Source organism: Salinigranum salinum (assembly GCF_009176545.1).
Lineage (GTDB): Archaea > Halobacteriota > Halobacteria > Halobacteriales > Haloferacaceae > Salinigranum > Salinigranum salinum.
The window spans coordinates 1,002,182-1,019,617 of sequence record NZ_VTOJ01000001.1; the positions used below are offsets into that span (position 1 = coordinate 1,002,182).

14 protein-coding genes are annotated in these 17,436 nt (G+C 61.9%); 9 read left to right on the plus strand and 5 right to left on the minus strand.

Translation table 11 applies throughout. From position 1 onward, the window contains the following. Positions 1–2: 2 nt before the first annotated feature. The 3 genes from FZP69_RS04740 to FZP69_RS04750 form a co-directional block, all read right to left on the minus strand. Positions 3–959, minus strand: coding sequence for a carbohydrate ABC transporter permease (locus FZP69_RS04740; protein ID WP_152040199.1), 957 nt, complete (start codon positions 957–959; stop codon positions 3–5). Between the two features lie 24 nt (positions 960–983). After that, the gene (locus tag FZP69_RS04745) at positions 984–2,162 is read right to left on the minus strand and encodes an ABC transporter substrate-binding protein (protein ID WP_192918466.1); all 1,179 of its coding nucleotides are present in this window, start codon (positions 2,160–2,162) and stop codon (positions 984–986) included. Positions 2,163–2,455: 293 nt separating this feature from the next. After that, positions 2,456–3,607, minus strand: coding sequence for an ABC transporter ATP-binding protein (locus tag FZP69_RS04750; RefSeq protein WP_152040201.1), 1,152 nt, complete (start codon positions 3,605–3,607; stop codon positions 2,456–2,458). 172 nt (positions 3,608–3,779) lie between these two features. On the opposite strand from FZP69_RS04750, the gene FZP69_RS04755 reads away from it, so the two are divergent. The 5 genes from FZP69_RS04755 (at position 3,780) to FZP69_RS04775 (ending at position 9,989) form a co-directional block, all read left to right on the plus strand. After that, the gene (locus tag FZP69_RS04755) at positions 3,780–4,904 is read left to right on the plus strand and encodes a mannonate dehydratase (RefSeq protein ID WP_204959908.1); all 1,125 of its coding nucleotides are present in this window, start codon (positions 3,780–3,782) and stop codon (positions 4,902–4,904) included. A 687-nt stretch (positions 4,905–5,591) separates the two neighbouring features. Continuing rightward, entirely contained in the window at positions 5,592–6,356 is a 765-nt protein-coding gene (locus tag FZP69_RS04760) for an IclR family transcriptional regulator (RefSeq protein WP_152040202.1), read from the plus strand. Between the two features lie 237 nt (positions 6,357–6,593). Then, the gene (locus tag FZP69_RS04765) at positions 6,594–7,379 is read left to right on the plus strand and encodes an SDR family NAD(P)-dependent oxidoreductase (protein ID WP_449329021.1); all 786 of its coding nucleotides are present in this window, start codon (positions 6,594–6,596) and stop codon (positions 7,377–7,379) included. Positions 7,380–8,152: 773 nt separating this feature from the next. Then, positions 8,153–8,923: an SDR family NAD(P)-dependent oxidoreductase gene (locus tag FZP69_RS04770; RefSeq protein ID WP_152040204.1), complete on the plus strand. Its 771-nt coding sequence runs from the start codon at positions 8,153–8,155 to the stop codon at positions 8,921–8,923. Positions 8,924–9,089: 166 nt separating this feature from the next. Continuing rightward, entirely contained in the window at positions 9,090–9,989 is a 900-nt protein-coding gene (locus FZP69_RS04775; protein WP_152040205.1) for an amidohydrolase family protein, read from the plus strand. Here the strand turns inward: FZP69_RS04775 and FZP69_RS04780 are convergent, their stop codons facing one another. Continuing rightward, entirely contained in the window at positions 9,990–10,565 is a 576-nt protein-coding gene (locus FZP69_RS04780; RefSeq protein WP_152040206.1) for an HD domain-containing protein, read from the minus strand. It lies immediately after the preceding gene. Positions 10,566–10,693: 128 nt separating this feature from the next. Between FZP69_RS04780 and FZP69_RS04785 the strand changes: the two genes are divergently transcribed. From FZP69_RS04785 to FZP69_RS04795, 3 genes are read left to right on the plus strand one after another with little or no spacing between them, the layout of a single operon-like run. Continuing rightward, a complete protein-coding gene (locus FZP69_RS04785; protein ID WP_152040207.1) occupies positions 10,694–11,191 on the plus strand; it encodes a (2Fe-2S)-binding protein in 498 nt (165 codons plus the stop codon). Then, complete coding sequence (locus FZP69_RS04790; protein ID WP_152040208.1) at positions 11,181–13,592, plus strand: xanthine dehydrogenase family protein molybdopterin-binding subunit; 2,412 nt, start codon at positions 11,181–11,183, stop codon at positions 13,590–13,592. Before FZP69_RS04785 ends, FZP69_RS04790 begins: the two co-directional genes overlap by 11 nt. Then, positions 13,592–14,464 carry an FAD binding domain-containing protein gene (locus FZP69_RS04795; RefSeq protein WP_152040209.1) on the plus strand — a complete coding sequence of 291 codons (873 nt, stop codon included), beginning with the start codon at positions 13,592–13,594 and terminating at the stop codon, positions 14,462–14,464. The genes FZP69_RS04790 and FZP69_RS04795 overlap by 1 nt, the downstream gene beginning before the upstream one ends. 144 nt (positions 14,465–14,608) lie before the next feature. Here the strand turns inward: FZP69_RS04795 and FZP69_RS04800 are convergent, their stop codons facing one another. Next, positions 14,609–15,802, minus strand: coding sequence for an enolase C-terminal domain-like protein (locus FZP69_RS04800; protein WP_152040210.1), 1,194 nt, complete (start codon positions 15,800–15,802; stop codon positions 14,609–14,611). A 233-nt stretch (positions 15,803–16,035) separates the two neighbouring features. Between FZP69_RS04800 and FZP69_RS04805 the strand changes: the two genes are divergently transcribed. Continuing rightward, positions 16,036–17,397, plus strand: a complete 1,362-nt coding sequence (locus FZP69_RS04805; RefSeq protein WP_152040211.1) for an aminomethyl transferase family protein — start codon at positions 16,036–16,038, stop codon at positions 17,395–17,397. The last annotated feature ends 39 nt before the right edge of the window (positions 17,398–17,436 follow it).

Consider the following 17,436-nt stretch of genomic DNA (forward strand, 5'->3'; position numbering starts at 1 on the left):
GGTTACAACAACTCCTGTCTGTGTTGGTAGTACAGATACGGGATCAGTGCGACGAGTACCCCGACGAGAAGTACGACGGCGATCGCCGAACCGTAGGCCCAGTTGTTCGCCGCAAACGCTTCCCGATACATCATCACGGGCAAGATGTCGGTACCGGGCCCGGGGTTCGGGCCGAACAGCACGAAGATGAAGTCGAACGCCTTGAGCGAGAAGAGCAGGAGAATCACGGTCGCCGAGAACAGCGAGGTCTTCAGTTGCGGGATGATGACCTTCAGATACCGGATCCGGATCGGGGCGCCGTCCATCCGGGCCGCCTCGTACTGCGAACGCGGAATCTTGCGCAGGCCAGCGAGGAGGATGATCATCGCTAACCCGCTGAACTGCCAGACGAGCGCGACCATGATCGCCAGTAACTGAACCTGTGGATCGCCCAACCAGTCGACGGCGAACACGTCGAGCCCGATGGCGCGGAGGAAGACGTTGACGACTCCGTTGCTCGTATTGAACATCCATGCCCAGAAGATCGACGTCACCACGAATGAGATGCTCATCGGAAGGAGGTATATCGTCCGGATAGTCCCCTCGAACTTGATGTCGCGGTCGACGAGGATCGCCAGTCCCATTCCGACGAGCAGACAGAGGATCGTGAAGCCGACGATGAGAACGACCGTGTTCTGGGCGGCAGTGATGAACTGCGAATCCTCGAGCATCTGCGCGTACATACTGACCCCGAGATCGGAGTAGTCCGGGTCACCGAACCCCTCGAATTCGGTCAAAGAGAGCAAGAGATTCCAGAGAATCGAACCGTAGACGAAGACACCGATCAGGAGTGCCGGCACGATCAGGAACGGAAGCGATCTGACGAATTCACTCCGCCGCAGCGTGGTCAGGCGTGTCTCGAGCGTATCCGCTCCCCCCCCGATAGTAGCGGTTGCGTCGGTCGAGTTCTGATCGGACATGAATGATGGGCCCTTCGATGAGTGTTACACTTCGAAGGCTTCGACGATCCCGTTGTACCCTTTCTCGACGTCGTACGACCCTTTGAACGTGGAGAAGACGTCGTACATGTTGGTCTTGATCTGGGGGACGACGACGTTATTGTGTGCAATCGTACCGTTCAGATTGCTCGCGTTCAGGAAGTCTTCGTACTGGGATTTCTGATGGGCGTTGAACGAGAACTCGTCGTCGTCCATCGGCGCGTCCTTCCGACACGGCACGCCACCCTTGATCGAGTTGAAACGGATCTGTGCTTCCTTGGTCCCTGCGTACCGCAGCCATCTGATCGTCGACTCGGGCGCGGGGTTGTTCGCTGGGTACATGAACGAGGCGGCCTGTCCCAAGAACGCGTCGCCGCTGCCCGGGAACGGGACGTGCTGCCACTGTTCGTCGTACTCGAAGCCCTCTGCACGATTGAAGTTCCCGACGGCCCAGTCACCTTGGTGGTAGAAGGCGGCCTCACCGGCGATCAACGTGCTCGCCGACTCGTTGAAACTGATCGATCCGGCGTCCTCGTTGAAGAACTGGCGGTAATCCTTGTACACTTCGAGGGCACCCTTGATCTCCCCCTCGATACTCTCGATGTCGCCGTCGAGATACGTCGTGTAGACGTCGTAGCCGTACTCGCCGAGGAGGATCGTCTCCCACAGCTGGAAGACCGTCCACGAACCCTTCGAGGACTGGGCCATCCCGACAGCGTCCGTTTCGCTCTGGACCTGTTCCATCGCCGCCACCAGGTCGCTCGGGGCGGAGATACTCGACGGATCCACACCCGCCTCCTCGACGATCTCGACGTTGTAGAAGAGGTTGTTGAGTCGATTGAACTCGATCGGAACGCCGATGTGGCCGATTCCCTCGAAGCGATGCAACCGATCAATGTACTCCGGGAAGACTTCTGAGAAGTTGCCCTGTTCCCAGACGGAGTCCGTGACCGAGGCCAGCAACCCGGCCTCCGCGAACGGTGCTAGATCGTTCCCCGGGAAGAAGCCCCACGTCCCGGGTGGATTGTCGTTGAACAGCCGGGTGTCGAGGGCGGTCGCGAGGCCCGTCCCCGCACCACCGGGGTTGTCGTTGATTTTCGTCGGGACGTCGGGGTACTCCTCTTTGAACCCGTTGTGGAGGGCTTCGAACGCAGCGGCGCCGTCTTCGCCCGTCCACGCGATCATAATCTCGAGCTCGTTGAATTCGGTCTCTCCCGACGACGACGATGTGGACGTCGATGTCGATCCGCCACCACCGGACGAACCGCTGCTCCCTGAACAGCCAGCCAGTGCCGCGGCCAGACCGGTACCTGCGGCCGTTACGTACCTCCGCCTCGATATCATGATCGAACGTGTAAGTCCCACTTGCTTAAATCTTTTCATGAGACGCACGGTACGGAAGAGATTCCGCAGAGACGACTGAACCCGAGGGCGCTGATCGGGGGATTCGAAACCAGGGGGTCGCGTAGCCGAGCAGCTTACGAATCCGCTTGCTGGGGGGTCCGGTGGATCTTGTCCGTGCCGTCGGCAGTCGCGTTTCGGAGTACGTCGCCAGTCCGGGCGTCGAATAGATGGATGGCCGCTTCCGATATTCGGACCGTTACCTGTTCCCCACCCGTGAACGCTGGCCGCCCCTCGACGATCGCTGTCAGTTCGTCACTGGTTCCCGAAACGGTGACGTGGACGTTGCTCTCCCGACCGAGGTGTTCGACGACGTTCACCTCTGCGTGGAACTCGGTGGGAGCGGATGGGTCGCCATCGGAGAGCTCGACCGCTTCGGGTCGGATTCCCACGATCACCTCGCCGTGACCGCCAGCCGTGGTCAGCGACGAGTCAGTCTCACACTCGAAGTAGGCAGACGTGATACGGCCATCGTCCAGTTCCATCTCGATGAGGTTCACGGAGGGCTCCCCGAGGAACTCGGCCACGAAGGTGTTCGAAGGCTCGTGGTAACACTCCGCCGGCGTCCCGAACTGCTGGAGGCGACCGTCTTTCAGGATCGCGATCTTGTCTCCCATCGTCATCGCCTCGGTCTGGTCGTGGGTAACGTAGACGGTCGTCGTTCCGAGCTCTTCTTGGAGTTCCTGAAGATAGGTCCGCATCTCCGCTCGCAGTTTGGCGTCGAGGTTACTGAGAGGTTCGTCCATCAGGAACGCCTTGGGATCGCGGACGATCGCACGGCCCAGCGCGACGCGCTGTTGTTGCCCACCGGATAGGTCTGCCGGTTTTCGATCGAGCAACTCCCCGATTCCCATCATCCCTGCAGCCTTCTGAATGCGTTCTTCGATGTAGTCGGCACCGTGGTCGGTCGCGTATTTCAGGCCGAATCCCATGTTCTCCCGGACGGTCATGTGCGGGTACAGCGCGTACGACTGGAACACCATGGCGATATCACGGTCCTCCGGCGGGGTGTCCGTTACTCGCTCACCTGCCAGATGTATGTCTCCATCGGTCACCGTTTCGAGGCCGGCGATACACCGCAGGGTCGTCGTCTTACCGCAACCGCTCGGCCCGACGAAGACGACGAAATCACCGTCGTCGATCTCGAGGTCCAGTTCGTCGACGGCCACAACCGTTTCTCCGCCGTCAGGGAAATGCTTCGATAGCTTTTCGATCGTGATTGCGGCCATAATACCATCTAATCATCGAAGCCGCTACTTATGATTTTTGCACCCCGTGTCTGCATCTGTGCTGTACTCGTCCACGGGTGGCAGTTCGCCTCGACGTGTCCGATTGCTGCCCATCGAACACCGAACTGGTATTCCCAAATGTTTTAATCGCTTGTCGAAGAATAGCTCCGGCATGACCGGTGGTAATCGCCAGAACGGTCTACCCAGCAACGTCGACGAACTGCCAATGCGGGCGGGGCTCGGCACGTTCATGGATCCCGATCCCGACCGGCTCGAGTTCATCAAACAGATCGGGGTCGACGACATCCTCCTAAACCTCTGGGGCGCCCCGGAGGCTGGCTATCCGAACCTGCCGCTGACCGGGCAACAGGAGTGGTCCTTCCAGAACCTCGTACAACTGCGAAACCGAATCGAGGACGCCGGACTGCGCTTGGTTGCTCTCGAGAACTTCCCATACTCGTTCTACGACGACGCGATGCTGGGTGGCCCACGACAGGAAGAACAACTCGAACACCTCAAGAACACCGTCCGCGCAGTTGGACGGGCGGGTATTCCCTACATGGGTTACAACTGGATGCCCAATGGGGTCTGGCGGAGTTCGACGACGCACCGTCTCCGAGGTGGCGCTGAGACGAGCGCGACGAACATGGCCGACCTCGAGCAGGCACCCGACACGCACGACCGAGAGTACACGGAGGATGAGATGTGGGCGAACTACGAGCGGTTTCTCGAGCAAGTGCTGCCCGTTGCGGAGGAGGCTGGCGTGAAGCTGGCTATCCACCCCGACGACCCGCCGGTCGAGTCGCTGGGTGGCATTCCGCGCATCCTCCGGAGCTTCGAGAGTTTCAAACGAGCGATGGAACTCGTCCCCAGCGACAATCACGTCCTTCAGTTCTGCCTGGGGAACTGGTCCGCGATGGGGGCAGACCTCCCCGAGGTAATCGAGTACTTCGGCGAGCGCGACAAGCTCGGGTACGTCCACTTCCAAACGATATCGAACCCCCTGCCGGATTTCAACGAAGTCTTCATCGATCAAGACGGCTACTACGACCCGTACGAGATAGTCGCGAAACTCGACGAGGTGGGTTTCTCCGGGATGATCATCCCGGGTCATGTACCGAAACTGACTGGTGACGGGCAGTATCTCGACCACGACGACCGGTCGGATCTCGACGTCGAGGGGCACGGGGGGTGGAAAGAGCGCGGCCGTGCCTTCACCATCGGTTACCTCAGGTCGCTTCTCGAGACCTATGGTCGGGAGACTGGTCGGGAAACCGCGATCTATCGACCCGAGTAGGACGGCGCGGGCTCGTTCACCTCGACACAGTCGTGACGGAGAACAGAGTGAGGAGGACACACGCCCTGGGCGAGGGAGCCGGCGGTGCGATGGGGCTGGAATCGGATCCGTCCACGAACCTCGGTTCAGTGGTGGACCACACGGATTCGTGGCCGCCGCTGGCGTTCGGTTCGACGACTCCGAGAGAATCTGGCCGGATCGGTTATTCGGGATCTGTTTCCGCCATTGTCGGGGCTGTTCCAACGATAGCGGAATTAAGAGTCCTCTGTTCGAGATAATTCCACGGTGACTGGAATCAGGGGTGGTATTATCCCTCATTAGAGGAGGAGGACCGCGACTCCGATCGGTGTGTGGTGTCGATTCTCGACGGTCTTTCGATGAGACTGTGGCCCAGCCCTGTCACACGAGGCCTCCCTTCGATCAGGAACCGGAGTGTTCGAGCAAAATCATTACACGAGTACGTCTGTAATTTTATGTGGTATGTCGCCTCACGACATGGGATCCGTTCGTAGGTAGCAGATCAACGATAATCCATGAAGGACAAAACTCAAAACCAATATTCCGATATTAGAAAAACTAAAGAACTCTAATCCAATAATAGCGAATCTAAATTTCGTTTTCCACAATAGTTAGATACACTGCGCATCGGAGAGCCACATTTATATATCTCCTCCACAGTCACGTCCCATGGCTGGTGAGCAGGCGACAGGCAATTCGATACAGTCTCTCGAACGCGCATTCGAGATCTTTCGGACACTTCAGGAACAGCAACCACTGACGCTGACGGAACTGTCGCACGCCCTCGATCTCCCGACGAGTACCGCCCACGTGTACTTGAAGACGCTCGAGGGTGGCGGTTTCGTCGTCAAGGAAGGGCGACACTACTACAATAGCCTCAAATTCCTCGAATATGGCGGTCACGTCCGCCAGCGATACGAGCTATTCCACGCCTCTCGGCACGTCATGACGGAACTCGCTCTCCAGACCGGCGAGCGTGTCGGTCTCGGGGTCGAAGAGAACGGGAAGCGCGTCATGATCGCCATCCGAGACGGAAAGAACGCGATCAGCGACAACGTCCCGGTCGGCGAATCGACGGAGATGCACTGGACGGGACTCGGAAAGTGCATCTTGGCGAACCTCCCTGAAGAGCGTCGCGACGAGATCATCGAATCGAGCGAGTTGCCTCGGGCAACGCCAAACACGATCACGGATCCGACAGCCCTTCGCGAGGAACTCGCTACGATCCGAGACCGGGGGTACGCGGTCGAGAACGAGGAACGTCGGAAGGGGATCCGCGGGCTAGACGTGCCCATTCTCGTCAGCGACGGCGAGGTCCTCGGTGCGATCGGTCTGACCGCTCCGGTCAATCGGTTCGACGCGTCCCGGATCTCCGAATACCTCGAACTCCTCCAGGACAAGGCTAACGTAATCCGATTGAAGACGATTTACTGAGCCGGATGTGCTCGCGTCGTTCCTCGGGAGGGCGTGCGTTTTCGCCCGCGGACCGGACACTCAACGATAGCGTCTGCTGGTTTGACCAGCCTCATCGACCGGAATCGTGTCGACTGACTCACCGCACATCCCTCACTCACGCCAGGAGAACCTCCACGACACCAGCTGTCGGGAGACCCGAAAACGGCTCGTGCGAACGTTTAACAGACAGCCACCCATCTGTTGCCCACGAACCTCATGAGTAGAACGCGCCATGCGGATCGGACCGTGATCGTCACCGGTGCATCCAGTGGGATCGGTCGAAGAATCGCCCAACAGTTCGGCCGCGAGGGAGCGAACGTCGTCTGTGCGTCACGGAGCAACGAACCCAAACAGGGAAAATATCACGATGCTGATGTATCTGTTCCCACCGAGGAGTACATCAAGACGGAGACGGACGGTGACGCGACGTTCGTCTCGACGGATGTGTCGGATCCAGATACCGTGCGGAATCTGATCGACGAAACCGTCGACATGTACGACGGCATCGACGTGTTGGTCAACAACGCCGGCATCTCCGTAGCGGGCGACTCTCAGTCGACGTCTATCGAGGACTGGCGGAGGATGATCGGGGTCGACCTCGACGGGACGTTCTTCTGCTGCAAGTTCGCCATCCCCTACCTCAAAGCATCCGAAGGACATATCGTGAACATCGCTTCGGTCAACGCCACCGAAGGCGGTTCAGGTCCGGCGTACGCAGCGGCCAACGCTGGCCAGGTCAACCTGACCCGAGACCTCGCCACCGAACTCGGCGCGGACAGCGTGAACGTCAACTGTGTATCCCCAGGATATATCAAAACGCCAATACAGGACTACCAAACAGAGGAGAGCATCCAGGTGAGTCGCGAACAGACGCTTCTCCCAGAACTTGGCGAACCCGAAGAGGTCGCGTCGGTGGTCACGTTTCTCGCGAGCGAGGAGGCCAGTTACATCCACGGTGCGGACATCTACGTTGATGGTGGCTGGGCTGCTCACCGTGTTTGATCACTCAGTGGAACAGAAGTTGATGGCGACAGCGTCTGGCACGACTCCGTCGCGACTGACCGAGACCAGCTAGTGACATCCACGCTGGAGGACTCAGCGCGATGAACTCGTCCGCGGATATCCAGCGGTGAGTTCGAGTGACGATCGCACTCGAAACTCCATATTTACCATATCACTGATACTGATTGATTAAGTGATTGATCCGGGACGATCGTGCATTCTGAGCAGGACTACCCTCGTATTTTGTATGCGATATCGCTCCGTGATCCCTGCTCGACACTGCTCTCTCCGTCTCGCGAAACTCTGTCGACAGACTGGATCAGTCTCTGGCCAGAACGAAGCACGCTTGACTCCCGATAACCGACATCACCTCCGATCTCGGGGCGTGTCGCCATGGCTCTCGCAACACCACTAAAATTATATGATATTTGATGTTCTTTCAAAATTTCCCGTTCTCGAATACGTTCTCATATTATGGCTGCCGATCGGAGACTCGTGGTCGGACAGCGATGGCTTCGAGCCACGATCCCGCTGGCCGACCCGTGAGGCGACCCGGAACGTTCTGCCATAGATGCTCGAATTTTTCGTCGGTGGTCTCGACTCGACGATACCGATCACGAGACGGCACCCACGCCCGTGTCGTCGTCACCAGCCAGATCGACTGCCCGGTGTCTGTCGACATCGGCCACGGGGTTTCACCCCATGCGTGGCGTGTCTCCCACGGATTCCTGCCCATCCCAAAGGTAATCTGCGTGCACTCCGAATTCGCTCCGATGTTCGACGAAACGACGGCGTTCGTTACAGGTGCGAGCCGCGGAATCGGTCGGTCGATCGCAGAACGGGTGGTCGAGGGGGGTGGTAACGCCGTCATCGCGGCTCGAAGCGACGCGATCTACGACGTCGCCGCCGAACTCGGAGAGGATGCCGCACTCGCGGTCGAAACCGACGTGTCCGATGAACGCAGCGTCTCCAGTGCGATCGAGGCGACGGTCGAGGAGTTCGGCGGGCTCGACGTCCTGGTGAACAATGCTGCGGTCGCGGGGCCAACGGCACCGGTCGAGCAGGTGCCAACGGACGAATGGAAACGAACGCTCGACGTCAACCTCACGGGAGCGTTCCTGTCGATCAAACACGCAGTTCCGTCCCTCAAACAGAGCGACTGCGGGACGATTGTCAACATCTCATCGATAACGGGCAAGCGACCGCTCCCCAGTCGAACGCCGTACGCTGCCACGAAAATCGCCCTCATCGGTCTCACGCGGACGCTCGCGTTCGAACTCGGCGAGTACGGCATCACGGTCAACACCATCTGCCCCGGCACGGTTCGGACCGAGCGGCTTCGACGAGTCTTCGAGCGACATGCCGAGGAGATGGGGGTGAGCTTCGAGGAGGCGTTGCAGGAACTCGTCCTCGACGACTGTGCCATCGACGAAGTACAGGAACCCGAGGAGGTCGCGGGGCTGGTGGCGTTTCTCGCCAGTGACCACGGACGCCACGTGACCGCCCAAGACATCAACCTCGACTCGGGTGCGACCTGGTACTGAGGACGGCTGCTGTGGCTAGTTTCTGGTCCCTCGCTGACCACTCCGGTAGAGAACGGTACTGATCGACAACCTACGGACACCATCGGCGGAATCACCGTCGGTCCCGACGGCGGTGCACCACGGATCAGCATAAACGTTGATAACAGTCCGCACCACCAGGTCAATCATGGTCATCGACACCCATGCACACTGCTGGGGACCGCCGAGCGAAGCGCACCCGTGGACGAACTCGCAGATCGTCGGGGGGTCGGACGAGTACGCGAGCGGCGATTTCCTGCAGGATTTCACCGTCGACCTCGTCTACACGGGAGAGAAACTACTGGCCGACATGGACCGACTCGTCGTCGAGGACGCCGTGGTGGTCGGATATCCCATCTGTCCGTGGACGGACAACTGGTACACGGTGAAGGTGGCCGAGGAGTACGATCGGCTCACGGGGGTCGTGATGATCGACCAGTTCGCCGACGACGCCGTCGATCAACTCGAAGACGTGATGAGCGCCGAGGGGATCATCGGCATCCGGCTCGGGGCTGGCTGTCCGTACGACCGGATGTGGCAACGGTTCGATCCCACCGTCGACTGGCTGCTCGACGCCATCGACGAAACGGAGTTCTGGGCGGCCGCCGAGGCTCTCGATGCGGCTGTCCACATCTGGACGCTCCCGCCACAGCTCGATCAGGTTGTCGAGTTCATCGAGACGTATCCGGAACTCACGTACGTGATCGACCACCACTCGTACATCCGGGGGGACGTCCGGCCGGGTGCGGAACCCTTCGAACAGCTCGCGACCCTCGCGGCACACGACAACGTCCTGGTGAAGCTGTCGGGTGTGGTGACACTCTCGGACGAGGAGTATCCCTACTCGGACAAACACGACCACGTGCTCTGGCTGCTCGACCAGTTCGGGCGAGAGCGGATCGCGTGGGGGTCCGACTGGCCGAACGAGAGCAACGACGCCACGTACCTGGAGACGCTGACCTGGCTCAACCACGTCGACGAGCTGTCCCAGTCGGATCTGGAGTGGATCACGGACCGATCGTTCAGACAGCACGTCGGCATGGACTAGTCAGGAGAAACGGTCCGGGGCGGGGACCTCCCGAAGGTCGTCGTACGCGCGCGACCGGATCGCGTTCGCCGTCGCGGCATCGGCCCGTTTGACGATGTCCGCCTCGAGCGTCGCCGGCTCGACGTCGGTGACGTCCGTGTGCGACAGCACGATGTGCTGGATCTCCACCGGCAGTCCCGCTGTCCGAGTCAGGTAGACCCCGTAGTAGGGGTGACCGAGCAACGTGCCGAGCCGTGTCCACTGCTCCCCATCGCACTCACCGAGCTGACTGACGTCGTGAACGAGCGTACCCGCGACGACTGTATCGAGGTCGATGTCCATCCCCCGGCGGCTGACGAACGCCTCCGCAATCCCAACCGCGGCGGCGGTAACGTCCCGAATGTGATCGACCAGCAACTCGTCTGAGAGGCCGAGTTTCGACTGATATGGCCCAAGCCACGAAACGGACGAGAGCGTCGGCTCACCGTTCTCCTCCAAGGCAACCGCCCAGGCGTCGACCACGCCCCTCCGTAGCTGGTCGTCTTCGATCTCGGCTAACTCTGGGAACGCCTCGTTGATCTCTGCTCGAACACCCATGAACGCCCATTCGATCAGTCGGGTCAAAAATCATCGGGACGCCCGGCCCGGTCCTCGACGGGAGTCGGAGCCCCCAAACATTGAATATCGGTGGCCGTAACCTTCTTTCGGGAGTTGCATGAAAGAGTATGACACACACGATTTCACTCACCGTCAACGGTGAGGATCACGAGGTGACCGTCAGTCCGGAGCGACTATTAGTACACGTTCTGCGGGAGGATCTCGGCTACACGGGAACCAACATCGGGTGCGAGACGAGCCTCTGCGGGGCCTGTACCGTCCACGTCGATGGAAAAGCGATGAAATCCTGCACGATGCTCGCGGTCCAAAGCGACGGTCGGGAGATTCAGACGGTCGAGGGGCTCGCAGACGGCAGCGAGCTCCACCCGATTCAGGAGAGCTTCAAAACGGAACACGGCCTGCAGTGTGGCTACTGCACACCGGGCATGATGATGACGTCCCTGGAACTCCTTGAGGACAACCCCGACCCGGACCGCGAGGAGATCCGGCACGCGCTGGAGGGCAACCTCTGTCGGTGCACTGGCTATCAGAACATCATCGACGCCGTCGAGGAGACCGCCCGGAAGCTCAATACCGCGACGGACGGGGGCTGTGATGTCGAGTGAACTCCGGCCCGGTGACCGCTCAGGTGAAGGTAGAATCGGCGATCCGGTCGATCGGCTGGAGGATCCTGCACTCCTGAAAGGAACGGCGACGTTCGTCGACGACATCACCGAACGGGGAATGCTCCACATGGCCATCCACCGGAGCCAGTTCGCCCACGCGAGGATCGACGAGATCGACACCACAGCGGCCGAGGCGATGGACGAGGTGGTCGCGGTGTACACCGCTGAGGATCTGGAGGCCGCGGGCGTTCCCGGTCACATTCCGCCAGTGTACCGGGTTCCCGACATGGTGGAGCCCCACCACCCCATCCTCGCGAAGGAGCGGGTCCGCCATCAGGGCAAGCCCGTCGCACTGGTCGTCGCCGAGGACAGATACGTCGCCCACCGGGCGGCAGACCGGATCGACGTGGAGTACACCCGACTCGACGTCGTCACCGACCCGCTTGCCGCGATGGACGAGGCGGCTCCGACTCTTCACGAGGACGCCCCGGACAACCTCTGCTTCGAGTACGAGGACGGCGACCAGGAGGCCACCGAGAACGCGCTGAACGAGGCGGACCACAGGGTGGAGTTGAGTTACTCCTATCAGCGCCTCGCGCCGAGCGCGATCGAGCCGCGCGGCATGGTGGCCGACTACGACAGCGCGACGGACGACGTGACGATCCGGATGCCGACGCAGAACCCGTTCCTCCACCAGACGGTCATGTCCGACGTCCTCGACCACCCGCAGCGAAAAGTACGCGTGATCACGCCGAACATCGGCGGGAGCTTCGCCTCGAAGTCGATGATCCATCCGGAGGAGAACCTCACGGCGTTCTGTGCGATGCAACTCGAACGGCCCGTGAAGTACGTCGCCAACAGAACCGAGTCCTTCCAGGCCGACGAACACGGTCGCGGCCTCGAAATCGACTGTGAGATCGGCGTCGACGAGGACGGAACGATACGTGGCGCGAAGGTGTCCGCAGTGTGTGGACTCGGGGCGTCGCTCTCGACGAAGGGGACGACCGGTCCGACCGCCGTGTTCGGCCCGATGATCTCGGGCCAGTACACCATCCCTGCGCTGTACTATCGTGGGAGAGGCGTGTTCACCAACGCGACCCCTGCCTCGGCGTACCGGGGCGTCGGGCGGGCACCGGCGTCGTTCACCATCGAGCGCCTGGTGACGCTCGCCGCTCGCGAGATCGGCATGGATCCGGCGGAGCTCCGGCGAAAGAACTTCATTCCGGAGGACGAGTTCCCCTACGAGACGGCCGTTGGGGCCGTCTACGACAGCGGGACGTACGAGCAGGCGCTCGACCGCGCCATGGTGCTGGCCGACTACGAACGGCTCCGTGAGCGCCAGGCTGAACTGCGCGACGAGGGACGGTACCTCGGGATCGGCATCTCGTCGTTCGTCGAACCGGGCGGATTCGCGCCCTCGTTTTACAGCGCAGCGCTCCGGATGACCGAGGAGGACGCGACGGCTCGGACGAGCTTCTGGGAGAACGGTGGCGTCCGCATGCACGAAACCGGCGAGGTGACGGTGAACGTCGGCACGGCGAGCCCCGGAACAGGGACCAAGACAGCCATCGCCCAGATCGTTGCCGATACGCTCGACGTCGATTTCGACGACATCACGGTCCTCGAGGGGACCGACACGCGGACCTCGCCGCAGGGAGCCGGCACCTCGGGGAGTCGAAACGCCGTCATGGGTGGAAACGCGGTGTACCGGAGCGCCGAGAAGGTCCGGGAGAAGGCCCGCCGGATCGCCGCTCACCAGCTCGAAGCCGCCGATGAGGACATCGACTTCACCGACGGCGAATTCCGGGTCGCTGGAGCCCCCGACCGATCGATTGCCATTGCCGAGGTGGCCGCACAGGCGTATCTCGGTCACAACCTCCCGGAGGAGATGGAGCCGGGCCTCGAAGCGACGACCGGGTTCAATCCACCGAACATCACTTGGGCCCACGGGACCCACATCGTCGTCGTGGAGGTCGATCCCGACACCGGCGAGATCGAGTTCGAGAACTACGCCGGCGTCGACGACTGCGGCGTTCGGATCAATCCCAAGATCGTCGAAGGGCAGGAACACGGTGGCGCCGTCGCCGGCATCAGTGCGGCCCTCTACGAGGGAATCCGGTACGACGACAGCGGGAACCTGACGACCGCCTCGTACCAGGACTACGCGCTGGCGAGAGCCCACCAGCTGCCCGAACTGACTCTCGACCACACCGAGACGCCCTCGCCCTCGAACCCGCTCGGCGTGAAGGGCAAGGGTGAATCGGGCGCGATCGGCACGCCACAGGCCGTCGTCAACGCGGTGACCGACGCGCTCCAGCCGTTCGGCGTCGACCACATCGAGATGCCGCTCACCGCCGAGCGCGTCTGGCGTGCTGCCAACGGCGAGCAGGGGGGATCGTAATGTTTCCCGACGGGTTCATCTACAGGCGCGCCGAGAGCGTCGACGACGCGATCGACCTGCTCGCCGAACACTCGGCGGCCGAGACGGTGCTCCTCGCCGGCGGCCACAGCCTCCTCCCGACGATGAAAACCGGGCTGGCGAGCCCCGATGTCGTCGTCGATATCAGCCGGCTCGACGACGCACGCGGCATCGATACCACCGACGGCACGATCGAGATCGGTGCGCTCACCAGCTACGCGGCCATCGAGGGTTCCGCGGAGCTCCGACGCGACTGTCCGGTCGTCGCCGAAGCTGCCGCCGAAGTCGGTGACGTCCAGGTCCGCAACGCGGGCACTATCGGCGGTAACCTCGCGCACGCCGATCCGGCGTCCGACATGACTGCCAGCGTCCTCGCCGCGGATGCGACGATCACCGTCCGAGGCCCCGACGGCTCGCGATCGATCGCGGCCGAGGAGTTCTTCCAGGGGATCTTCGAGACCGATCTCGCGGAGGGAGAACTCCTCACGGGAATCGAAGTCCCGACCGACGCCGCGAACACGACCAGTGCGTACGTCAAGCGACCGAGTCCGTCCTCGGGGTATCCCATCGTCGGTGTCGCCGCAGCCGTCGAGACGGCCGACGACACGGTCGAGAACGCTCGTCTGGCAGTCACGGGTGCGACGGATCACGCGGTCCGTCTCGGGGCTGTCGAGGAGGCGCTGACGGGCGAGACGCTCTCGTCGGATACCATCGCGACGGCCGCCGAACACGCGACTGACGATCTCGGGTCGGCGACCCTGATGGACAACGATCGGGCCTCGAGCGAGTTCCGTGCACAGCTCCTCGAACAGTACACCGAACGCGCACTGGGACAGGTGTCCGAACACGTATGATATCCTCCCCGGCGTGAACGCCGGGATTTCCTCACGCTGTGGGTACAGACTACCGACCCACGGAGGCAACTTGCGGGTTCGTATGTTCCTCGTTGGGAACTGAGCGTGATGACGACGACCGGTACACGGTGCCAACAGGCCGTGTCAGTCCGCCGATCCGAACGGTTTGAGGATGTCGTGGTTCAGTTCGACGCCGAAGCCCGGGTCGTCGCCGAGGTCGATGCTGCCGTCCTCCGGGAGTGGTTCCCCCTCGATGGCGTCGAAGATGGGGCGGACCTCGGTGCCGTCCGCGACGGTCAGATACTCGGCGTACGGCGCGTTTGTGTGGGCCATCACGAAGTGGTAGTTGTACACGCTCGCACCGTGGGGGCAGATGGGGAGGCCGTGGCCCTTGCACATCTCTGCGATGCGGTGTGCCTCCGTGAGACCGCCACACCACTGCAGTTCGGGCTGGATGATGTCGCCCGCCCCTGCGTCGAGTAACTGGTGGTAGGCCTTGTAGCCGAACTCGAGATTGCCGACCGCCATCTGGATGGGGTGGATGTCGTGGCGGATGTCGCGGTACTCGGTGACAGCACCGGGGTGCAGCGGGTCCTCGATCCACTTCACGTCGTACGGACGGAGCCGTTCGGCGACGCGGACCGTGAACTCCTTGTCCCACGCCATGTAGGCGTCGATCATCACGTCCGTATCCTCGCCGAACAGCGCCTGGGTCTCAGCAACCATCTCCTCGGTCTTCCGGAGGCCGGCCTTGCCGTCGGCGGGGCCCCACGGGGCGGCGAGTTTGACACCGAAGAAGCCCTCTCCGGCCATGTGCTCCATCACGTCCATGTGAGTCGTCACGTAGCAGGGAATCTCGTCCATCGAGCGGCCGCCGAAGAGGTTATAGACGGGCTGGTCGGTGATCTTCCCGATGAGGTCGTACAGCGCGAGGTCGACACCGCTGATAGCCATCATCGAGATACCGCGCTGGCCGTAGGGTAGTTGTGACCGGTACATCTGCTCCCAGATCCGCTCGACGTCGAACGGATTCGCGCCCTCGAGGAAGCGGCGGTAGTGGGTGTCGATGACGTCACACGCGTAGCGTCCGCCGCCGTAGTTCGCGCAGAACCCGACGTCGCCCTCGTCTGTCTCCAGTTCGACGACGAACGGGTCCTGTCCCGGCCCCATCCACGACGTGCGCGAGTCGCGGTACTCCTCGTAGATCGACATGGGGTTCGCGATGAGCGCGTCGGTCTGCCAGCCCCCACCCCAGTACTGCGACTCCCCCGCGTCGGCCCCGCGCTGTCCCTGTGTCCCCTCCGCAACGGTGTACAGTCTGACGTCTGTAATTTCCATGGCGCTAGAGACTCTCTGCGAACTTGCAAATAGTTTGTGACGAACCTGGCGACCGACCGGACACCCGCTCAGGTCGCTCGTGACACGGGCAACTGTGACCACTCCGGGCCTCTGCCGCGTCGAGCCCGCGATGGCTTCTCTGGTGTTGGCCGCCCGTGAGAGCGCGACGCGGTGTCACCGGCTACGGCCGGGGCGACAGAAACTATTTGGCTCGGGCATCTGAACGTGAATCGATGCCTGACAATTTAGCCGAGTTACTCGACTCAGTCGACAGCACCGTCGAGATGCTCCGGAACACGGACCTCTCGTTCAACCAGTACGTCTTCCCGGCGGAGTACACCAACTGGATCGAAGAACAGCGGGCCGTCCGTGAGACGTGCGCCGTCGTCGACCAGTCGTTCCACATGGAGCCGTGTTTCGTCCGTGGTCCCGACGCGGTCGCGTTCCTCGAGCGGATCGCGGTCAACAGTTTCGAGAAAATCCGCACCGAGGAGCCACCACGGGCGATCAATCTCCTTTTGTGTAATCCGGACGGCTACATAATCGGTGACCAGATCCTGTTCCACCTGGGCGAGAACGACTTCTCCTCCGTCGGGTCGGTCTGGGCGAACAACTGGATCCGCTACACCGCCGAGACGATGGACTACGACGTCGAGACGGAGACGCCGTACGGGCCGTACATGGAGGGCGCCACACCACCCAGGTACCGCTTTCAGGTCCAGGGGCCGGACGCTCTCGACGTGATGGCCGAGGTGGTCGACGGCCCTCTCCCGGACATCCCGTTCTTCGGGATGGATGTCGTCGAGATCGACGGCCACGAGGCCTACGCACTGGCCCACGGCATGGCGGCGATGCCGGGGTTGGAGATCTTCGGCCCGTACGAGCACCACGACGCGGTGCTGGACGACATCCTCGCGGCTGGCGAGGTGTACGACATCCGACAACTGGGGTCGAAAGCGTACAAGACCGGCAAGATCGGCTCCGGATGGCTCGTCGGTCCCGTCCCGGCGATCTACCACAGCGAGGAGATGAGGGGGTACCGGGAGTGGCTGGACGCCGACGGCACCGAGGCGCGGTTCTCCATCGGCGGGAGTTTCGTCTCCGACGACATCCGCGACTACTACATGACGCCGATGGAGCGCGGCCAGGGTCACCTCGTGCGGTTCGATCACGAGTTCGTCGGCAGGGCGGCGCTCGAGGCAATGATGGACGACCCACACAGGGAGCGTGTCACCTTCGTCTGGAACGAGGCGGACGTGATCGACGTCTACGCCTCGCTCTTCCACGACGGCGAGACGAAGAAGCTCATCGACCTCCCCGACACGGCGAACACGTGGTCGAAAACCCACTACGACAGGGTGGAGAAGGACGGTGAGACCGTTGGGGTGTCGAAGTATCCCGGCTACCTCTACTATGAGCGCGAGATGCTATCGCTCGGGACCATCGACCCCGAGTACAGCGACCCGGGAACGGAGGTGACGTTCGTCTGGGGGGACGACTCGAACAAACGACGCGTCGAACGACACGAACCCACCGAGATCAGGGCGACGGTCGGGCCGGCTCCCTACGTCACAGGCGGTCGGGAGTCGATGTAGCGGAGTCCACGTCCCCGGCTCCGGACCGGGCCCCGGACG

What these genes read in the sequence shown, in the direction of transcription:
- FZP69_RS04800 (WP_152040210.1), bottom strand. Translation starts at nt 15,802, where the DNA reads ATGGAAATTACAGACGTCAGACTGTACACCGTTGCGGAGGGGACACAG.
- FZP69_RS04745 (WP_192918466.1), bottom strand. Translation starts at nt 2,162, where the DNA reads ATGATCGCGTGGACGGGCGAAGACGGCGCCGCTGCGTTCGAAGCCCTC.
- FZP69_RS04770 (WP_152040204.1), top strand. Translation starts at nt 8,153, where the DNA reads ATGTTCGACGAAACGACGGCGTTCGTTACAGGTGCGAGCCGCGGAATC.
- FZP69_RS04760 (WP_152040202.1), top strand. Translation starts at nt 5,592, where the DNA reads ATGGCTGGTGAGCAGGCGACAGGCAATTCGATACAGTCTCTCGAACGC.
- FZP69_RS04795 (WP_152040209.1), top strand. Translation starts at nt 13,592, where the DNA reads ATGTTTCCCGACGGGTTCATCTACAGGCGCGCCGAGAGCGTCGACGAC.
- FZP69_RS04805 (WP_152040211.1), top strand. Translation starts at nt 16,036, where the DNA reads ATGCCTGACAATTTAGCCGAGTTACTCGACTCAGTCGACAGCACCGTC.
- FZP69_RS04785 (WP_152040207.1), top strand. Translation starts at nt 10,694, where the DNA reads ATGACACACACGATTTCACTCACCGTCAACGGTGAGGATCACGAGGTG.
- FZP69_RS04765 (WP_449329021.1), top strand. Translation starts at nt 6,594, where the DNA reads ATGAGTAGAACGCGCCATGCGGATCGGACCGTGATCGTCACCGGTGCA.
- FZP69_RS04755 (WP_204959908.1), top strand. Translation starts at nt 3,780, where the DNA reads ATGACCGGTGGTAATCGCCAGAACGGTCTACCCAGCAACGTCGACGAA.
- FZP69_RS04775 (WP_152040205.1), top strand. Translation starts at nt 9,090, where the DNA reads ATGGTCATCGACACCCATGCACACTGCTGGGGACCGCCGAGCGAAGCG.
- FZP69_RS04750 (WP_152040201.1), bottom strand. Translation starts at nt 3,607, where the DNA reads ATGGCCGCAATCACGATCGAAAAGCTATCGAAGCATTTCCCTGACGGC.
- FZP69_RS04780 (WP_152040206.1), bottom strand. Translation starts at nt 10,565, where the DNA reads ATGGGTGTTCGAGCAGAGATCAACGAGGCGTTCCCAGAGTTAGCCGAG.
- FZP69_RS04740 (WP_152040199.1), bottom strand. Translation starts at nt 959, where the DNA reads ATGTCCGATCAGAACTCGACCGACGCAACCGCTACTATCGGGGGGGGA.
- FZP69_RS04790 (WP_152040208.1), top strand. Translation starts at nt 11,181, where the DNA reads ATGTCGAGTGAACTCCGGCCCGGTGACCGCTCAGGTGAAGGTAGAATC.